The 15497-nt window shown below is 69.9% G+C and carries 26 protein-coding genes; all 26 read left to right on the top strand.

Features of this window, described 5'->3' with window-relative positions; all coding sequences use genetic code 11:
• Positions 1–4: 4 nt before the first annotated feature.
• The 26 genes from JN22_RS31970 (at position 5) to JN22_RS31845 (ending at position 15497) form a co-directional block, all read left to right on the top strand.
• Positions 5–238, top strand: a complete 234-nt coding sequence (locus tag JN22_RS31970) for a hypothetical protein (protein WP_085557932.1) — start codon at positions 5–7, stop codon at positions 236–238.
• Positions 235–654 (top strand): hypothetical protein, encoded by a 420-nt coding sequence (locus JN22_RS31965; RefSeq protein WP_085557931.1) that lies wholly within the window; start codon positions 235–237, stop codon positions 652–654. The genes JN22_RS31970 and JN22_RS31965 overlap by 4 nt, the downstream gene beginning before the upstream one ends.
• On the top strand, positions 651–917 hold the full coding sequence (locus JN22_RS31960) for a hypothetical protein (protein WP_085557930.1): 267 nt from the start codon (positions 651–653) through the stop codon (positions 915–917). The genes JN22_RS31965 and JN22_RS31960 overlap by 4 nt, the downstream gene beginning before the upstream one ends.
• Positions 917–1192: a hypothetical protein gene (locus JN22_RS31955; protein ID WP_085557929.1), complete on the top strand. Its 276-nt coding sequence runs from the start codon at positions 917–919 to the stop codon at positions 1190–1192. Before JN22_RS31960 ends, JN22_RS31955 begins: the two co-directional genes overlap by 1 nt.
• Positions 1189–1455: a hypothetical protein gene (locus JN22_RS31950; RefSeq protein ID WP_143268971.1), complete on the top strand. Its 267-nt coding sequence runs from the start codon at positions 1189–1191 to the stop codon at positions 1453–1455. Before JN22_RS31955 ends, JN22_RS31950 begins: the two co-directional genes overlap by 4 nt.
• Positions 1452–1901, top strand: a complete 450-nt coding sequence (locus JN22_RS31945; protein ID WP_085557928.1) for a regulatory protein GemA — start codon at positions 1452–1454, stop codon at positions 1899–1901. Before JN22_RS31950 ends, JN22_RS31945 begins: the two co-directional genes overlap by 4 nt.
• Positions 1898–2482 carry a hypothetical protein gene (locus tag JN22_RS31940; protein ID WP_085557927.1) on the top strand — a complete coding sequence of 195 codons (585 nt, stop codon included), beginning with the start codon at positions 1898–1900 and terminating at the stop codon, positions 2480–2482. Before JN22_RS31945 ends, JN22_RS31940 begins: the two co-directional genes overlap by 4 nt.
• A 137-nt stretch (positions 2483–2619) precedes the next feature.
• On the top strand, positions 2620–3153 hold the full coding sequence (locus tag JN22_RS31935) for a hypothetical protein (protein ID WP_085557926.1): 534 nt from the start codon (positions 2620–2622) through the stop codon (positions 3151–3153).
• Positions 3154–3164: 11 nt separating this feature from the next.
• The gene (locus JN22_RS31930) at positions 3165–3635 is read left to right on the top strand and encodes a hypothetical protein (RefSeq protein ID WP_085557925.1); all 471 of its coding nucleotides are present in this window, start codon (positions 3165–3167) and stop codon (positions 3633–3635) included.
• A 1-nt stretch (position 3636) separates the two neighbouring features.
• Positions 3637–3852 carry a TraR/DksA C4-type zinc finger protein gene (locus tag JN22_RS31925; protein WP_085557924.1) on the top strand — a complete coding sequence of 72 codons (216 nt, stop codon included), beginning with the start codon at positions 3637–3639 and terminating at the stop codon, positions 3850–3852.
• Positions 3840–4139: a DUF2730 family protein gene (locus tag JN22_RS31920; protein WP_085557923.1), complete on the top strand. Its 300-nt coding sequence runs from the start codon at positions 3840–3842 to the stop codon at positions 4137–4139. Before JN22_RS31925 ends, JN22_RS31920 begins: the two co-directional genes overlap by 13 nt.
• Positions 4139–4435: a VpaChn25_0724 family phage protein gene (locus tag JN22_RS31915; protein WP_085557922.1), complete on the top strand. Its 297-nt coding sequence runs from the start codon at positions 4139–4141 to the stop codon at positions 4433–4435. Before JN22_RS31920 ends, JN22_RS31915 begins: the two co-directional genes overlap by 1 nt.
• 3 nt (positions 4436–4438) lie before the next feature.
• Positions 4439–5008 (top strand): DUF3486 family protein, encoded by a 570-nt coding sequence (locus JN22_RS31910; RefSeq protein ID WP_085557921.1) that lies wholly within the window; start codon positions 4439–4441, stop codon positions 5006–5008.
• Entirely contained in the window at positions 5005–6609 is a 1605-nt protein-coding gene (locus JN22_RS31905) for a hypothetical protein (RefSeq protein ID WP_085557920.1), read from the top strand. Before JN22_RS31910 ends, JN22_RS31905 begins: the two co-directional genes overlap by 4 nt.
• A gap of 3 nt (positions 6610–6612) precedes the next feature.
• Entirely contained in the window at positions 6613–8211 is a 1599-nt protein-coding gene (locus JN22_RS31900) for a DUF935 domain-containing protein (RefSeq protein WP_085557919.1), read from the top strand.
• A gap of 161 nt (positions 8212–8372) precedes the next feature.
• The gene (locus JN22_RS35420) at positions 8373–8549 is read left to right on the top strand and encodes a zinc finger domain-containing protein (protein ID WP_085557918.1); all 177 of its coding nucleotides are present in this window, start codon (positions 8373–8375) and stop codon (positions 8547–8549) included.
• A complete protein-coding gene (locus JN22_RS31890) occupies positions 8533–9300 on the top strand; it encodes a DNA-methyltransferase (protein ID WP_211099725.1) in 768 nt (255 codons plus the stop codon). The genes JN22_RS35420 and JN22_RS31890 overlap by 17 nt, the downstream gene beginning before the upstream one ends.
• 6 nt (positions 9301–9306) lie before the next feature.
• The gene (locus JN22_RS31885; protein WP_085557916.1) at positions 9307–10596 is read left to right on the top strand and encodes a phage minor head protein; all 1290 of its coding nucleotides are present in this window, start codon (positions 9307–9309) and stop codon (positions 10594–10596) included.
• 359 nt (positions 10597–10955) lie between these two features.
• Positions 10956–12149: a phage protease gene (locus JN22_RS31880; protein WP_085557915.1), complete on the top strand. Its 1194-nt coding sequence runs from the start codon at positions 10956–10958 to the stop codon at positions 12147–12149.
• 3 nt (positions 12150–12152) lie between these two features.
• Positions 12153–12563 (top strand): hypothetical protein, encoded by a 411-nt coding sequence (locus tag JN22_RS31875; RefSeq protein WP_179166329.1) that lies wholly within the window; start codon positions 12153–12155, stop codon positions 12561–12563.
• A 13-nt stretch (positions 12564–12576) separates the two neighbouring features.
• Positions 12577–13476 carry a Mu-like prophage major head subunit gpT family protein gene (locus JN22_RS31870; protein ID WP_179166328.1) on the top strand — a complete coding sequence of 300 codons (900 nt, stop codon included), beginning with the start codon at positions 12577–12579 and terminating at the stop codon, positions 13474–13476.
• Positions 13477–13488: 12 nt separating this feature from the next.
• Positions 13489–13749: an HI1506-related protein gene (locus JN22_RS31865; protein ID WP_085557913.1), complete on the top strand. Its 261-nt coding sequence runs from the start codon at positions 13489–13491 to the stop codon at positions 13747–13749.
• Positions 13750–13820: 71 nt separating this feature from the next.
• Positions 13821–14246: a gp436 family protein gene (locus tag JN22_RS31860; protein WP_143268964.1), complete on the top strand. Its 426-nt coding sequence runs from the start codon at positions 13821–13823 to the stop codon at positions 14244–14246.
• Complete coding sequence (locus JN22_RS31855; protein WP_085557911.1) at positions 14246–14845, top strand: phage virion morphogenesis protein; 600 nt, start codon at positions 14246–14248, stop codon at positions 14843–14845. The genes JN22_RS31860 and JN22_RS31855 overlap by 1 nt, the downstream gene beginning before the upstream one ends.
• Positions 14842–15318, top strand: coding sequence for a phage tail terminator protein (locus JN22_RS31850; protein WP_085557910.1), 477 nt, complete (start codon positions 14842–14844; stop codon positions 15316–15318). Before JN22_RS31855 ends, JN22_RS31850 begins: the two co-directional genes overlap by 4 nt.
• Positions 15315–15497, top strand: coding sequence for a hypothetical protein (locus JN22_RS31845; RefSeq protein WP_085557909.1), 183 nt, complete (start codon positions 15315–15317; stop codon positions 15495–15497). The genes JN22_RS31850 and JN22_RS31845 overlap by 4 nt, the downstream gene beginning before the upstream one ends.

The following is a 15497-nucleotide window of genomic DNA, read 5'->3' as shown; positions in this document are numbered from 1 at the left end:
CGGCATGGCGGCCTATCCCCTTCACCTTCAGGTTGCCGCCGTTGAGGCGGCGGCCAAGGCCGATCCGAGCAACGGCGCCCTGATCACGGCAGCAGCCACCTTGCGTGAGGTCGCCGTCGCCTGCGCGCCCACCAAGCACACCTACAGCGACTGCCCGACCTGCCACAACAACTGGCAAGTCGATGCATGGCCGCACGACGATCGCCTGACCCGAGCCATGGAAGGGCTGATGCCATGACCGGCCTGTCCAAGCCCGCGATCTGGGAGCTGATCGACGCCTTGAGCAACGGCCCCCCGACGGAAGCCGGCTTCTACCTCTACGATCTGTCGGCCTGCCAGCGTGCGGACCATCACGACAACCTGCACACCCTGGCGGCGTCAATCGCCAAGGGGGTGCCGGCTGCCGCCCTGGCCCTGGCTCTCGTCTACGACCATCTGTCCCATGTCCGGCTCGACGAGGGCAACGCCGAACAGCAGACCGCCTTTGATCGGCGCCTCGACGAGCTGCGGGCGGAGGTCGGCGGCTGGGCGGCGATCCTCAAAGCCCGGACCTACCACGCCCGGCTGGCCGACTGGAAGGCCAAGCAGCCACGTTCGCCGAAGCTGGTGAAGACGCTCCGCCACCTCCGGCGCACGAGCGGGAGAGGGACATGAGTGCCCCTCCCGCTGCCCTGTCCATCACCGTCTTCGACGGCGTCGTTCCTGTTCTTCTGGTGGCTGGCCTGCCCGGTCACCCCGAGGAGGTGGCGTTCTTGGTCGACGGACCGCACGTCCGGACCCTCCGGCGGGTGCGCGGCATTCCCGCGCGCCTCCCCGAGCGTCCTTGGGCGTCCGGTCTGCCCGACCTTGCTGGCCTGCTGCGCGACGCTGCCGCCACAACCATCATGGGCGATCCGCCCGTGCAGCGGAGGGGCTGATGCCCGACGCCGCCGCCGTCAAGCTGGCGATCGCCGCCGGCGCCGCGCTCCACCGCTTGCGGCGGGGCAACGCGGTGGTCGGTGACTTCCGCGCCGAGCTGGAAGGGCTGCTCGCCGGCGTCGTCGCCATCGGCGCCGGCCGTCCCCAGTCCGTCCGGCTCGACACGGATCCGTACGCCCTGATCGACGCCCTGGTCGTGCTGTGCCGGTCGGCCGGCATGTCGGGACCCGACATGGCGGCCCGCTTCAACGACGCCATAGAGCGCTTCTCATGAAACAGCTCGACCTGTTCCGCAAGCCTCGCCGTCCAGCGGTGCCCAAGCCGCGCACCCTGCATGTGGTCGACGCCGGCCTCCCCGGTCCCGGCAAGCGGCACCCAAGGATACAGCTGGAGTGCGAGGTTTGCGGCCACGAGACCGGTTGGGTTGCCGGCCGCGCCGTTGCCATCGAACAGAAAGGCCGTGTCTGCCCCAAGTGCAAGGGTGACCCGGCCAACGTCAAACCATCCGCCGCCAAGGAGGCCGCGTCCGCGTCATGACCGGAAACGTCAAACCATCCGCCGAAGCCGCACGCTGTCGCGACCTCGCCGCCATCCACGCCATGCGGAAGGAACTGGCCTTATCGGAGGACTGCTACCGCGCCCGCGTCTCGCAGGTTTCCAGCGGCCGGACCGACAGCGCCGGCGCCCTCACCAGCCGGGAGCGCGCCACCCTCATCACCGCGCTGAAGGGACTGGGCGCCGGCCGGAAGCCGGGCCGGCCGGTGCGCCCGGCCCTGACGCAGCAGCAGCGCAAGGTGCGCGCCATGTGGCTGGCCCTGGCCGACAGCGGCGCCGTCACCGACCGCAGCGAAGCCGCCCTGGCCGCGTGGCTGAAGACCCGGATCGGCGTCGACGCCCTGCAATGGCTCCGGCCGGCCGACGCCAGCCGCGCCATCGAGCAGCTGAAGCGCTGGACCGAGCGCACCGGGGAGGCGACGCCATGACCACGCCCCGCTTACCGATCCGCAACCTGCCTGGCGTGCTGGCCGACGTGCAGCGCCTGTGCGGCGACGGTGTCGCTGTCCGCTTCGCGGCGGCCTTCGGCGACAGCAAGCTCTACATCCCGAAGGTGGCCCGCCTGCGCGACGATCACCCGCTGGTGCAGACGCTCGGCCGGCGGGCCGCGCGCCTGATCGCCTCCCGGCTCGGCGGGGAGGAATACCCCATCCCCACCGGCCGCTGGTCGATCAACCACCACAACGCCCGCCTGCTGCGTCTGGCCGGCTGGTCGTCGCGCCCGATCGCCCGCGCCCTGGCGCTGCGCGAGGGCACCGTCGATCGGCTGACCGACGATCTGGAACCGGCCTACCCGGCGCCGCAACCGGTGACGCTGCGGTGCCCCTGCTGTGGGCGCGTCTACAAGCTGACGCCACCGGCCGAGGAGGTCACCCCGGTCGCGGCGGCCGAGGCCGACGACGCCTTCCTTGCCCGCCAGCCGCCGCTGCTGCTGGCGGCTGTCACCACCGGCAAGCTGTCCGTGGCCGACCTGCGCCAGCTGGACGCCGCCACTCGGAAAGCGCCCTGACGCCATTGCGCGTTACGGGTGCGTCGTAACGCATAATTCGGTTGCTGCACCGGCTGCCCCGCCCTGATCGCCGACAGGTCGGCCGGTCACAACTCCAGGGGTAAACCCTTCGGGCGCGATGCTCGAAACTAGGGGGTATGGACAACCCCCCCGCGCCTTCCGGCCTCTCGGTCCGCCACCTCGCCCTGTTCGTCGTGCGGCCGACCCTCTCCGCCATCAGCGGCCCCGACGTCCCCGGCCTCGACAGTGAGGCCGCCGTCGAACTCCTTCTCGGCACCGCCGCCGTCGAGAGCGGCTTCCGTGCCCTCGACCAGATCACCGGCGCCGGTGATCGCCAGCTCGGCCCGGCCTATGGCCTGTACCAGATCGAGCCGGCCACTCTCGACGACCTCCACACCAATTTCCTCCGCTTCCGCCCGACGCTGGCCGCGCGCCTGTCCGGCCTCGCCGCCTCCTGGCCGTCACCGGCCGTGCAGCTGTGCACGAACCTCGCCTACGCCACGGCTGTGGCCCGGCTGATCTACTACCGCTCGCCCGTCCGCCTCGCCGCCCCCGGCGACATCGAGGGGCACGCCCGCGTCTGGAAGCAGGTCTACAACACGCCGAAGGGCAAGGGCCGGCCGGAAGAGTTCGTCGCCCGCTTCAATCGTCTCGTCGCGCCGCACCTGTAAGGATCCCGATCTTGCGCATCATCGGATGGACGCTCTGCGCCGTCGCCGCCCTGTTCGTTCTCGCCAACCGCGCCGCCCTGGCCGCCGACGTCTACAGCGTGGCGCTGCCGAAGGAGCTGTATTCGGCCCTTCTCGACTATGCCTTCCTCGGCATCAGCACCCTGCTGGCCTGGGCGATCAAGCGCGGCGCCGACCTGCTGCACGTCCGGCGGGAAAGCCTGCTGGTCGAGCGGCTGGAACAGGGCATGACCTACGCCCTGATGTACGCCCGTGAAAAAGCCCTGATGAAGGGCAGCCCGCTGACCGATTTCTCGACGCGGTCCGAACTGGTGGCGGTCGCGGCCGGCTACCTGCTGCCGAAGATGCCCGCCCTGCTGAAGGATCTGCGCATCGACGCCGAGGGGCTGAAGGAGCGCCTGACCGGCCGGCTCGATCTGGTCGCCCCGCTCGACCCGACCGCCCCCACGCCGCCGCTGGGCTGACGTGGACTTCGGCGACGAAGGCGAGGCGCGCAGCGCCCACGACACGGCGGTGGCGATCACCGCCGTCCGTGGCCGGCTGGCGCGGGCAGGAACCGCCACCTGCATCGAATGCGACGCGGCCATCCCACAGGGGCGCCGCGACGCCTACCGCGCCGCGACGCGGTGCGTGGACTGCGAAGAACGACTGGAACGGGAGCGTAAGCAATGGAAGCGGTGACGAAATGGGGTTGGGCGGCGGCGCTGGTGTTCAACACCGTGCTGGCCTGGATCGTCTGGTCGTTGCGCACGGGCTACGTCTCGCGCTCCGACCATGACGCGCTGGGCACCCGCGTCGCGTTGATCGAACGCGACCTCACGCACCTGCCCACCGCCGACGACTTCGCCAAGATGCGCGGCGAGTTCGCCACCCTCAAAGGCCAGAGCGAGGCGCAACAGCAGTTGCTCAACCGCATCGCGGCCAGCGTGACCCGGATCGAAGACTTCCTGCTGAAGGCCAAAGTGTGATGAGCTTCCAGGCCCACCTGACCGAAGACCTGCGCCTCTGTATCCTGCGCGTCCTGTCCGAGGCGCCGGGCAACCGGGGCAACGCCTCCATCATCCAGACCGCCGTCAACGCGCTGGGTCATCATGTCACCCGCGAGCAGGTGACGCAGCAGATTGCCTATCTCGCCAGTCTGGACGCCGTCGCCACCGAGCAGGTCGGCCCGGTGCTGGTGGCGACGCTGCGCACCAACGGCGAGAACCATCTGCGTCGTCTCGGCCCGCCGCTGCCCGGCGTCAAGCTGCCGTCGCTGGGCTGACCCATGGCCCCCCGTTCGACCCTCGACCGCCTGCCGAAGGAAATCCGTGAGGAGCTTGGCCGCCTGCGCGAGGATGGCTGGACGATCGACGAGCTGCTGTCCAAGCTCCAAGCCCTGCGCGCCGAGGGCCGCCACGACGTCGACGTCTCCCGGTCGGCGGTCGGCCGCTACGTGCAGGGGATGGACAAGATCGGCGAACGCCTGCGCCAGTCCCGCGCCATGGCCGAGGGCTTGGTGCGCCAGCTCGGCGACGAACCCGACACCAAGGTCGCCCGGCTCAACATCGAGCTGGGGCACGCGCTGATCATGAACCTGCTGACCGGCGCCGGCGAGGATGGCGAGGAAGGCGGCCCGGTCACCTTCGATCCCGAGCAGGTCATGTTCCTGACCTCCTCCATTCAGAAGCTCGCCAGTGCCCGCAAGACGGACGCCGAGCTGATCCTCCGTCTCCAGACCGAGGCGGACAAGCGCGCCATCGCCGCCATGGAGGCCACCGCCAAGCGCAAGGGGCTGTCGGCCGACACCATCGCCGACATCAAGAAGGACTTTCTCGGCATCCGGAAGGCGCCATGAAACCCCGCCCCGCCGCCGAGGATTTCGGACGCCTGCCCGCCGAGATCCCGTCTCTCGGCCACAACGGCGGTCCGCCCATGGACCTGCTTCTGGCCTACCAGAAGCATCTGCTGGAGACGACGGCGCTCTTCCCCGTCGTCGTCGTCGAGAAGAGCCGCCGCATCGGCTACACCTGGGCGATCGCCGCCGACGCCGTCCTGACCAGCGCGGCCGGGAAGGCCGCGAAGGGCATGGACACGCTCTACATCGGCTACAACCTCGACATGGCGCGGGAGTTCATCGACACCTGCGGCGCCTGGGCGCGGCTGTTCGACAAGGCGTGTTCGGCGATGTCGGAGGAGCTGTTCGACGACGGGTCCGACGACGGCATCAAGGCATTCCGCATCAGCTTCGCCAGCGGCTTCGAGATCGTCGCCCTGGCCTCGCGCCCGCGCTCCCTGCGCGGCCGGCAGGGCTATGTGATCATCGACGAAGCCGCCTTCCACGACGATCTGGACGAGCTGCTGAAGGCGGCGATGGCGCTGCTGATCTGGGGCGGCAAGGTCGCCGTCATCAGCACGCACAACGGCACCGCCCATCCCTTCAATCAGTTGATCGACGCTTGCCGGGCCGGCAAGAAGCCGTATCCCGTCCTGCGCGTCACCTTCGACGACGCCCTGAAGGACGGGCTGTTCCGGCGCATCTGCTTGGTCAAGGGCGACGACTGGAGCCAGGAGGCCGAGGACGCCTGGGCGGCTGGCATCTACGCCAGCTACGGCGACGCGGCCGACGAGGAACTGCGGGTCATCCCGAAAAACAAGGGTGGGACCTGGCTGCCGCGTGACCTGGTCGTGGCCCGCATGTCGGCCGAGATCCCGGTGTTGCGCTGGGAGTGCGAACCCGGCTTCGTCGACCTGCCGGACTATGCCCGCACCGCCGTCGCCCTGGCGTGGTGCGAGGAGCATCTGAAGCCGCTGCTCGACCGTCTCGACCCGACCCGTCAGTCGGTCTACGGCCACGATTACGCCCGGTTGCGCGACGCCTCGGTCGGCTGGCCGGCGCAGATCATGTCCGACCTGACCCTGCGCACCGCCTTCGTGTTCGAGTTGCGCAACGTCCCCGACGAAGAACAGAAGCTGATCGTCCGCTACGTGCTGGACCGGATGCCACGTCTGGTGAAGGCGGCGATCGACGCCGGCGGCAACGGCGCCAGCCTCGCCGAGCGCATGCGCCAGCTCTTCGGGCCGGACCGGGTCGAGGAGGTCAAGTTCTCGACCGAGTGGTACCGGGTCAACATGCCGCCCTTCAAGGCAGCGCTGGAAGGCGCCGCCATGCTGCTGGCGAAGGACGCCGACATCCTGGTCGACTTCGGCCAGTTCGAAATGCGCGACGGCGTCGCCCAGTTGAAGCGCCATCAGGCGCGTACCACCGGCACGGACGGTTACAAGCGCCACGGCGACGCCGGCATCGCCGCCGTCCTGGCGCATTACGCCAGCCGCTTGCCGGCGCAGAGCTACGGCTACGAGCCGGCCCGCAGCGCCGAGGCCAACCGCCGCCACGATATGCCCGACTTCACCGACGACGACGACCGGGGCCAAGGCTTCGGCGCCGGAGGATACTGACCCATGGCGACCATCCGCATCACGTCCCCGATCCTCGATCCCGTCACCGGCAAGCCGATCGTCCGCGAGGTGCTGGCGGAAGAGCTGTCCGCCCCGACCGTCACCGGCGTCCGCAGCGTCCTGGCTGAGCATCCGTCGCAAGGTCTGACGCCACGCCGTCTCGGCTCCATCCTGTTGGAGGCCGAGCAGGGCGACCCGTCCGCCTATCTGGCGCTTGCCGAGGAGATCGAGGAGAAGTTCATCCATTACCGGTCCGTTCTGGGAACCCGGCGCCTGTCCGTCTCCCAGCTCGACGTGACGGTGGAGGCGGCCAGCGACAAGCCCGAGGACATCGAGGCGGCCGACCTGATTCGTCTGGTGATCGCCGACGATGCTTTCGCCGACGTGCTCTACGACCTGCTCGACGGCATCGGCAAGGGCTTCTCGGTCGCCGAGATCGTCTGGGACATGAGCCGGCAGCCCTGGCTCCCGGCCGGCATCGTCTGGCGTGATCCGCGATGGTTCCAGTTCAACCGGACGGACGGCACCACCCTGCGCCTGCGCGAGCCGGGTTACGCTGAGGGCCGCGACCTCGACCCTTTCAAGTATATCGTCCATAAGCCCCGGACGAAATCCGGTGTCCCGATCCGGGGCGGCCTCGCCCGGCCGGCCTGCTGGGCGTGGCTGTTCACCAGCTTCGGCACCAAGGACTGGCTGTCCTTCGTGGAGACGTACGGGCAGCCGATCCGCGTCGGTCGCTACGGGCCGGGTGCGTCGAAGGAGGACATGGCGGCGCTGCTGCGCGCGGTGCGGAACATCGCGGCCGATGCCGCCGCCATCATCCCCCAGTCGATGAATTTGGAGTTCGTCGAGGCGAGCAAGGCCGCCGCCAACGCCGCCGTGTTCCAGGGCTTGGTGGAGTTCTTCGAGCGGCAGACGTCGAAGCTGGTGCTCGGTCAGACCGCCACCACCGACGCGATCGCCGGCGGGCACGCGGTCGGCCAGGAACACCGGCAGGTCCAGGAGGACATCGAGCGCGCCGACGCGCGCCAGCTGATGGTGACGCTGAAGCGCGATCTGGTCGTGCCGGCCGTGATCCTCAATCTGGGGCATCGCGACGCCTACCCGACGATCCGGATCGGCCGTCCCGACACCAAGGATCTGAAGCTCCAGCTCGACGCCCTGAAGGGGCTGGTGCCGCTGGGGCTGAAGGTGTCGGCCTCCGAGGTGCGCGACCGGTTCGGCTTTGCGGATCCCGATCCGAAAGACGAGTTGCTGGGCGCTCCGGCCCCGCCGTCTTCAGGGACGCCGCCGGAGCCACCGGCCGATCCGGCGCCAGCTGGTGACGCCCCCGCACTGGCCTCCCATGGCGCCCATAGTCCCGACGCGGTTGACGGCATGGTCGACGAGCTGCTGGCCGACTGGCGGCCTTTGGCCGCTCCCTTGGTGACCGCCGTGCTGGCGGCGGCCGAGGGCGCGACCAGCGCCGAGGATTTCGTCGCCCGCTTGGTCGACGTCGCCGGCGCCGATCACACCGGCGTGCTGTCCGACGCTCTTTCGCGCGGTCAGTTCATGGCACGGGTTGCGGCCAAGGCGGGGGCGGTAGGCAGTGATGCCGGCTGAGCCTGTCCAAGCTTTGAAATACCCTCAGCCGGGCGGCCGGCGGGGGTCGGGCTGCGTCAACAGCCCGAACCGCGAGGGAGCGCCTCGCACGACCGCAATAGGCCGTCTCACGGCCGTCCCGCTTCCCCAGCTGGGGGCGGGCACCATAGGCAATCCGACCCATGGAGGAAATCCGTTGTGGATCCTGCCGCCGGCTTTTGGCGCGCGGGACCGCAGAAATGCTCGAAATCAAGTGTCCGCGTTGCGGCACCATGAATCATGTGAGGGTCATGAACCCCCTACCCGAGCGCCCGAGAGCGCCCGACTCGATAGAGAGAGTTCGTGGACATTGCGATTGATCGTTTCGCCCCTATCACCCTTGGCGATGGAACGGCGGTGTTGTTTCGTGGCGACGTCCTGCATGTTCTTCCGACCTTGGAAGCCGGCTCCGTCGATCACGTCTTCACCGATCCACCCTACTCCAGCGGCGGCCAATCCCGTGGCGCTCGAATGGGCATCACGAGCCAGAAATACATCTTCGGTGACAAGAAGGCAGGCCGCTATCCCGACTTCCTGGGCGACAACCGAGACCAGCGCGGTTACGCCTACTGGTTCACGCTCTGGGCATCGTTCTGCTATGGGCTGCTCAAGCCGGGCGGGGTGTTTGCCACCTTCACCGACTGGCGTCAGGCACCCGCGACCAGCGACGCCATCCAGGCCGCCGGTTTGGTCTGGCGTGGCACGGTCGTGTGGGACAAGACGGAAGGGAGCCGGCCCGACAAGGGGCGGTTTCGGCATCAAGCCGAATACCTGTTGTGGGCCAGCCACGGACCGCACCGGCCCGGCCCTGACGCCCCCTGTCTTCCGGGTGTTTTCCGCCACCCCGTGCGGGCGGCGGACAAGCATCACATGGCCGGCAAGCCAACGGCGCTCATGGCCGACCTGTTACGGATCACCCAGCCCGGCGACGTCATTCTCGACCCCTTCATGGGGTCGGGCACCACCGGTGTCGCGGCCATCCAGTCCGGCCGCCGCTTCATCGGCATCGAACAGTCACCGGCCATCTTTGAAACCGCAGCGTCCCGCATCCGTACAGCCCTAGCCAAGTAGCAGCTCATGCCCGCTCCGTCTCTCACACCCCTGCCGCCTGAACAGGCGATCCGCTTCCTGGAAGCCAAGGGCCACCGGGTCGGCTTCGCGTGGCAGGACGTGTGGGAGGCGGAACACGCCGTCTCCTTCACCGTCGCCAAGATGATGCAGGTCGACCTGCTGGCCGACGTCCATGCCTCGCTGGTGACGGCGTTGAAGGAGGGGCAGAGCTTCGACCAGTGGCGCAAGGGACTGGAGCCGATGCTTCAGGCGCGCGGCTGGTGGGGACAGTCGGTCGAGACGGATCCGCTGACCGGAGAGGAGAAGGCGGTCCAGCTCGGCAGCCCGCGCCGGCTGCGCACCATCTTCGACACCAACGTCCGCATGGCGATGGCGGCCGGCCAGTGGGAGCGGATCGAACGGCTGGCGCCGGCCCGGCCGTACCTCCGCTACGTCGCCGTCAAGGATGACCGGACCCGGCCGGACCACCTGGCCTGGAACGGCACCATCCTGCCGGTCGGCCACGCTTGGTGGGACACCCACAGCCCGCCCTGCGGCTGGGGCTGCCGCTGCACGGTGCAGCAGCTCTCGGTCCGCGATCTGGAGCGGGCCGGCTGGACCGTGACGGCAAACCCGCCGCCGCTCGACCCGCGCCCGTGGCTCAACCGCCGCACCGGAGAGACGGTCGAGGTGCCGGCCGGCGTCGATCCCGGCTTCGCCTACCACAAGGGCAAGGCCGCCCGCACCGCGTCCAGCGCGCGCCAGCTGTTGGAGAAGATGGCAGAGCTGCCGCCCGAGCTGGCGGCCGAGGTGGCCGACCCGCCGACGCTGGCCCGGCAAATCCAACCGGAGTTCGCCCGGTGGGTCGATACCCTCGATCTGGCCCGTCCGCGTGGCGACATGCGGCCGGTCGGCACCCTGTCCCCGCCCATCGTCCGCTGGCTGGCGGACAACAAGCCCGAGCTGATGCCGGACAGCGGCGCCCTGATGGTGTCGGACAAGGGCCTGTCGCACCTGCTGCGCGACGCCAAGAAGGAGGCGCAACGCCTGCTCCCGGCCGACGTCAAGCGCCTGCCCACCATCCTGGCCGAGCCGGCCGCCGTCTATTTCGACCATCTGAACCCGGCGCTGCTCTATGTCTTCGACCCGCCGGGCCGCGACGGCAAGCTGGGCAAGATCGTGGTGCGGGTCAACTTCGCCACCAAGACGCCGAACCGCGCCTCGGTGCGTGGCAACTTCGTCGTCACCGGCGGACTGGTGGCGCCCGCCGACATCGAGCGCGACGCCCGCTATGTCCGGGTCGACGGGAAGGCGTGATCAAGGAGCCTGTGACCAAGGGGGCACGCCACTTTCCCCGTGAGGATCGACGGTTTCCCATCCACCCAACCGGACCGGCGGTTTCCCGGTTGTCATGATCACAGGCTCCTCTCTTACATAAGCGGACGCCCCCATCGCGTCCAGCCCGCCAAACGCCCGCCCATGCGTTTTGCCGTCTGCGACGCACGTCCGGGGCCGCCGCCCCCCGAACCGGTTTAAAAACCTGTTTAAACGGGCGGCGTGAGGCCATCCCGCCGGGCGAGGTGCCCCGTCTGGGCGCCGCCACCTCCAAAGTGCCGGAAAATCCCCCCGCAACTCGTCCCGGATACGGACGCGCGCCAAGTCGCCAAACTGGCGGCATGACGACGACGCGCCCTTCCTTCTCCCCCTACGGCGCCGGTGCCCTCGCGGTGCCGGCGCCGGCCCTTTGCACCGCCGGCCTGGCGGGCGAAACCGTCGCGACCTGCGCCGGCCTGACGGATCTGACGACGGCCGGCACGCCGCCGCGCCGCATCCAGCTGTTGCCGGCCGGCACCGTCAAACCATCCGACGGTCGCGCGTCGTGGACGCTGACCGACGCCGCCGCCGTGGTGCGGGCCTCGCTCGCCGCCGCCCCCCACGGGCTGTTGGCGATCGACTACGACCACGCCGCCGATCTGGCCGCGCCCAAGGGCGGTCCCGCCCCGGCGGCCGGCTGGATCACCGGTCTGGAGGTCAACGCCTACGGTGAGGTCTGGGCCGACGTCGAGTGGACCGAGGCCGGCGCCCGCGCCATCGCGTCCAAGGAGTACCGCTTCCTCTCGCCGTCCTTCCTCTACGCCGAGAAGGACCGCGCCATCACCCGCATCATCGGCGCCGCCCTGGTCAACCGGCCGGCGCTGCCGCAGCTCACCGCCCTCGCTCATGCCCACGGAGATCGCATGGATCCGTTTCTCGTGGCGTTGCTGGAGGCTCTTGGCTTGCCCAAGTCGGCCGACCAGTCCACCGCCATCGCCACCGTCACCACCCTGAAGGCCGGCACCGGCCCGGCCACCGCGCTGTGCGCCGCCGTCGGCCTCGCCGCCGGCGCCACCGCCGAGCAGCTGGCCGCCGCCGTCACCAGCCTGAAGGCGACCGCCGATCAGCTGCCGGCCATCGCCTCGGCCGCCGGTCTGGCCGCGACGGCCACCCCGGCCGAGCTGGTCGCCGCCGTCACGACGCTGAAGACGAACGCCACCGCCGCCACCGTGCTGGAGACGCAGGTCGCCACCCTGTCCAGCCGGCTGAAGACGCTGGAGGGGGACAAGATCGCCGACGAGGTCGACGCCGCCATCGCCGCCGGCAAGTTCGTTCCCGCCCAGCGCGCCGAGCTGCTGGCGCTTGCGGCGGCCGACAAGCCGCTGTTCGACCGGCTGGCCGGCAGCGCCGTGCCGGTGCTGACGCCGGGCGAGCAGGCCCGCCAGGACGTCAAGTCCGGCGGTCTGACCGCCGAGCAGAAGGCGGTCTGCGCCGCCATGGGCCTGACCGAGGACGCCTTCAAGGCGACCTTGGCCGCCAGCGGGAAGGGAGCCTGATCCATGGTCGCGCTCTCCAACGATCGCAACACGCCGAAGGCCAACAACGGCTTCACCCACGGGGCGCGTGATCTGGCGCCGACAACCACGGTCTTCGCCGGCTCCCTGGTCGGGCAGACCTCGGCCGGGCTGGCGGTGCCGGCGAGGCCGCAGGCGTCCATCACCATGCTTGGCTGCGCCCGTCATCGCGCCTCGACCGAGCTGGCCGGCCTACCCACCAGCGTCGAGTTCGACCGCGGCGTCTTCCGCTTCGCCAACTCCCCCAGCGCCGATGCCATCACGCTGGGGGACTACGGGAAGACGGTCTACGCGGTCGACGACCAGACCGTCGCCAAGACCAACGGCGGCGGCGCCCGGCCGGCCGCCGGCATCGTCCGCAATGTCGACGCCCTCGGCGTCTGGATCGAGCTGTAAGGAGCCGCATTCCATGGACCTGACCCGTCCGAACCTTCAAGCCCTGTTCACGGGCTTTCAAACCGCTTTCATGGGCGGTCTGCGGAGCGTGGCCGGCGCCGACGCCTACCGCACCGTCGCCATGGTCGTGAACTCGACCCACGCGGCGGAAAACTACGGCTGGATGAAGGACCTGCCCGGCATCCGCGAATGGGTCGGCCCCCGCGTCATCCATTCCCTCGACACGGCGGATTACAGCATCCGCAACAGGGCGTGGGAACTGACCATCGGCATCGGTCGCGACAAGATCGAGGATGATTCCTACGGCATCTACACGCCGTTCATCAGCGAGCTGGGCCAGTCCGGCGGTCGCTTCCCCAACAAGCTGGTGTTCGAGCTGCTGAAGGGCGGCTTCTTCACCCGCTGCTGGGACGGGCAGTATTTCTTCGACACCGACCATCCGGTGACGGCGGCGGACGGCAGCACGGTGTCGGTCAGCAACATGCAGGCCGGCTCCGGATCGCCCTGGTTCCTGATGGACCTGAGCCGGGCGGTCAAGCCGATCGTCTTCCAGTCGCGCAAGAGCTTCGATTTCACGCGCATGGACGGCGATACCGACGAGGTCGTCTTCGATCGCAACGAGTATCGCTACGGCACGGCCGGGCGCTGCAACGTCGGCTTCGGGTTCTGGCAGCTCGCCTTCGGCTCCAAGGCGCCGCTGGACAAGGACGCCTATGAAGATGCCCGCACCAAGATGGGGCTTTTCACCCGCGACGGCGGCGACCCCCTCGACACGAGCGGCACTCATCTGGTCTGCGGCCCGAGCAACGAGGGCAAGGCCAGGGCAGTGCTGAAGGCCGTCACCGAAACCGGCGGCGGCAGCAACGTCTGGGCCGGCTCGGCCGAACTCGTTGTCGTGCCCTGGCTGGGCTGAAGGAGCGGAAGCATGGAAGAGAAGAAGCAGGATCTGATCATCGTCGCCCGGCCGGCGGAAGGCTTCCGCCGCTGCGGCATCCACCATCCGGCGCAGCAGGTCCGCCATCCGGCCGGCACCTTCGGCATGGAGGATTACTGGACGCTGAAGCGGGAACCCCAGCTGGTCGTGATCGAGGTCGACCCGCTGCCGGAGCAGGAAGCCGGGTCGGTGTCCGAGGATGGCGCCGCCCCGGCGAAGACCGGCCGGGGCAAGGGCGGCGCGTCCGGCTGACATCGCCCTCATGAGGTGGGCGGGGATCGCCGATCCCCGTCGCCACGTCAAACCATCCAGCGAGACCGCCCGTGCCCTACGTCACCAAAGCCGATCTGGTTCGGCGCTACACCGAGACGAAGCTGCGCCAGCTGACCGACCGCGAGGCGCCCTACACCGGCGCCATCGTCGACACGGTGCTGGAGCAGGCGATCGCCTCGGCCGACAGCGTGATCGACGGTCATCTGTCCGGCCGCTACACGCTGCCGTTGACGGTCGTGCCGCCGCTGCTGACCGACGTCGCCGCCCGGCTGGCCGTCGCCGCCCTGCACGTCGACACCGCGCCGGAGAAGATCACGGCCGACTGTCAGGCTGCGATCCGGACCCTGCGCGACATCGCCGCCGGCACCGTCCAGCTGGACGTCGGCGGCGTCGAGGCGGCGCCCGCCGCCCCGGCCGGCATCGAGGTCGACGCCGCGCCCCGCGCCTTCGGGCGCGAGAACCTGCGGGACTGGTGATGGCGGACCCGACCGGCGCCTCGGTCCGGATCGACGACGCCGAGCTGCGCCGGCTGCTCGGCGGACTGGAGACCGCCGGCCGCGACCTGACCGACCTGATGGAGACGCTGGCCGCGCAGGTCGAGTTCGACACCGCCCGCCGTTTCGAAACGCAGACCGATCCGGACGGCAATCCGTGGCCGCCCTCGGTCCGTGCGCTCGCCGAGAACGGCGAGACGCTGACCGACACCGCCCGCCTGCGCCAGTCCATCGCCAGCCACGTCAGCCCCACGGCCTTCGAGGTCGGCACCAACGTCGTCTATGCGGCGATCCACCAGTTCGGCGGCGCCATCCACATGCCGGAGCGGCAACAGACCATGTATTGGCACCACCGTGGCGACACGTCGAAGGCGTCCTGGCGGGCGAGCCGGACCTTCGCGGACTGGAGCTTTGCCAAGAAGTCCAAGGCCAACTACAGCGAGACCCACACCGTCAAGGCGCACGACGTCACCATGCCGGCGCGGCCCTACCTCGGCGTGTCGGAGGGCGGCATGGCCGAGCTGGGCGTGATCGCCCGCGACTGGCTGGCCGGGGCAGCCGGCATCCGGGGCGCGGCATGAGCGCCTTCGTGCCGGTCGATCTGGCGTCGGCGGTGCAGGACCGTCTGCGCGACCGCATCCCGGCCGCCGAGCTGCCGGACATCGCCGGCGAGACCGACTTCGCCACGCTGGTGGCGGAACGCCGCCTGCCGCCGCGTCTGCCGGCCGCCTTCGTCATCGCCACCGGCTTCAACGTGCAGTTCCAGCGCCGCGTCGGCACCATCAGCCACGACATCACGCAGGGCCTCGGCGTCGTGCTGGTGCAGTCGCACGCCGGCGACGCCTCGGGCGCCCTGGCCCGCGCCGCAGTCTGGCCGCTGGAGCTGCGGGTCATCCAGGCGCTTGCCGGCTGGTCGCCCGCCAGCGGCTACGCCGGCTTCGCGCTGACCGAAAGCCAGCTTCAGGGGCTCGGCGGCGCCGGCGCGGCCGGCAGCGTCGCCAGCACCATCAGCTTCGTCACCGAGTGGAAACTTCACAGCAGGGAGGCGTCGTGAAACGCGCCATCGACACCATCGTCCACGACCAGGCGCACGGCCCGGTCCCCGTCACCCCGGCGCCGGCCGTCCCCAGTCCGGAGCCGGCGCCCGCCACCGTCGACGCGCCGATCGGCGGCGACACCGCCGAGGCGCCCCCCATCACCAAGCGCCGCCGCACCGCCGGCGGCGAGGAGTAA

It is taken from the genome of Azospirillum agricola (genome assembly GCF_020005195.1).
GTDB classification, from domain to species: Bacteria; Pseudomonadota; Alphaproteobacteria; order Azospirillales; family Azospirillaceae; genus Azospirillum; species Azospirillum agricola.
The sequence above is the reverse complement of the archived record's forward strand: the minus strand, read 5'-3'. Positions and strand labels throughout refer to the sequence as shown.

Excerpts from the sequence above, each read along its gene's own strand:
- JN22_RS31970 (WP_085557932.1), top strand. The coding sequence starts at position 5 with ATGGCGGCCTATCCCCTTCACCTTCAGGTTGCCGCCGTTGAGGCGGCG.
- JN22_RS31965 (WP_085557931.1), top strand. The coding sequence starts at position 235 with ATGACCGGCCTGTCCAAGCCCGCGATCTGGGAGCTGATCGACGCCTTG.
- JN22_RS31960 (WP_085557930.1), top strand. The coding sequence starts at position 651 with ATGAGTGCCCCTCCCGCTGCCCTGTCCATCACCGTCTTCGACGGCGTC.
- JN22_RS31955 (WP_085557929.1), top strand. The coding sequence starts at position 917 with ATGCCCGACGCCGCCGCCGTCAAGCTGGCGATCGCCGCCGGCGCCGCG.
- JN22_RS31950 (WP_143268971.1), top strand. The coding sequence starts at position 1,189 with ATGAAACAGCTCGACCTGTTCCGCAAGCCTCGCCGTCCAGCGGTGCCC.
- JN22_RS31945 (WP_085557928.1), top strand. The coding sequence starts at position 1,452 with ATGACCGGAAACGTCAAACCATCCGCCGAAGCCGCACGCTGTCGCGAC.
- JN22_RS31940 (WP_085557927.1), top strand. The coding sequence starts at position 1,898 with ATGACCACGCCCCGCTTACCGATCCGCAACCTGCCTGGCGTGCTGGCC.
- JN22_RS31935 (WP_085557926.1), top strand. The coding sequence starts at position 2,620 with ATGGACAACCCCCCCGCGCCTTCCGGCCTCTCGGTCCGCCACCTCGCC.
- JN22_RS31920 (WP_085557923.1), top strand. The coding sequence starts at position 3,840 with ATGGAAGCGGTGACGAAATGGGGTTGGGCGGCGGCGCTGGTGTTCAAC.
- JN22_RS31915 (WP_085557922.1), top strand. The coding sequence starts at position 4,139 with ATGAGCTTCCAGGCCCACCTGACCGAAGACCTGCGCCTCTGTATCCTG.
- JN22_RS31910 (WP_085557921.1), top strand. The coding sequence starts at position 4,439 with ATGGCCCCCCGTTCGACCCTCGACCGCCTGCCGAAGGAAATCCGTGAG.
- JN22_RS31905 (WP_085557920.1), top strand. The coding sequence starts at position 5,005 with ATGAAACCCCGCCCCGCCGCCGAGGATTTCGGACGCCTGCCCGCCGAG.
- JN22_RS31900 (WP_085557919.1), top strand. The coding sequence starts at position 6,613 with ATGGCGACCATCCGCATCACGTCCCCGATCCTCGATCCCGTCACCGGC.
- JN22_RS35420 (WP_085557918.1), top strand. The coding sequence starts at position 8,373 with ATGGAGGAAATCCGTTGTGGATCCTGCCGCCGGCTTTTGGCGCGCGGG.
- JN22_RS31885 (WP_085557916.1), top strand. The coding sequence starts at position 9,307 with ATGCCCGCTCCGTCTCTCACACCCCTGCCGCCTGAACAGGCGATCCGC.
- JN22_RS31880 (WP_085557915.1), top strand. The coding sequence starts at position 10,956 with ATGACGACGACGCGCCCTTCCTTCTCCCCCTACGGCGCCGGTGCCCTC.
- JN22_RS31875 (WP_179166329.1), top strand. The coding sequence starts at position 12,153 with ATGGTCGCGCTCTCCAACGATCGCAACACGCCGAAGGCCAACAACGGC.
- JN22_RS31870 (WP_179166328.1), top strand. The coding sequence starts at position 12,577 with ATGGACCTGACCCGTCCGAACCTTCAAGCCCTGTTCACGGGCTTTCAA.
- JN22_RS31865 (WP_085557913.1), top strand. The coding sequence starts at position 13,489 with ATGGAAGAGAAGAAGCAGGATCTGATCATCGTCGCCCGGCCGGCGGAA.
- JN22_RS31855 (WP_085557911.1), top strand. The coding sequence starts at position 14,246 with ATGGCGGACCCGACCGGCGCCTCGGTCCGGATCGACGACGCCGAGCTG.
- JN22_RS31850 (WP_085557910.1), top strand. The coding sequence starts at position 14,842 with ATGAGCGCCTTCGTGCCGGTCGATCTGGCGTCGGCGGTGCAGGACCGT.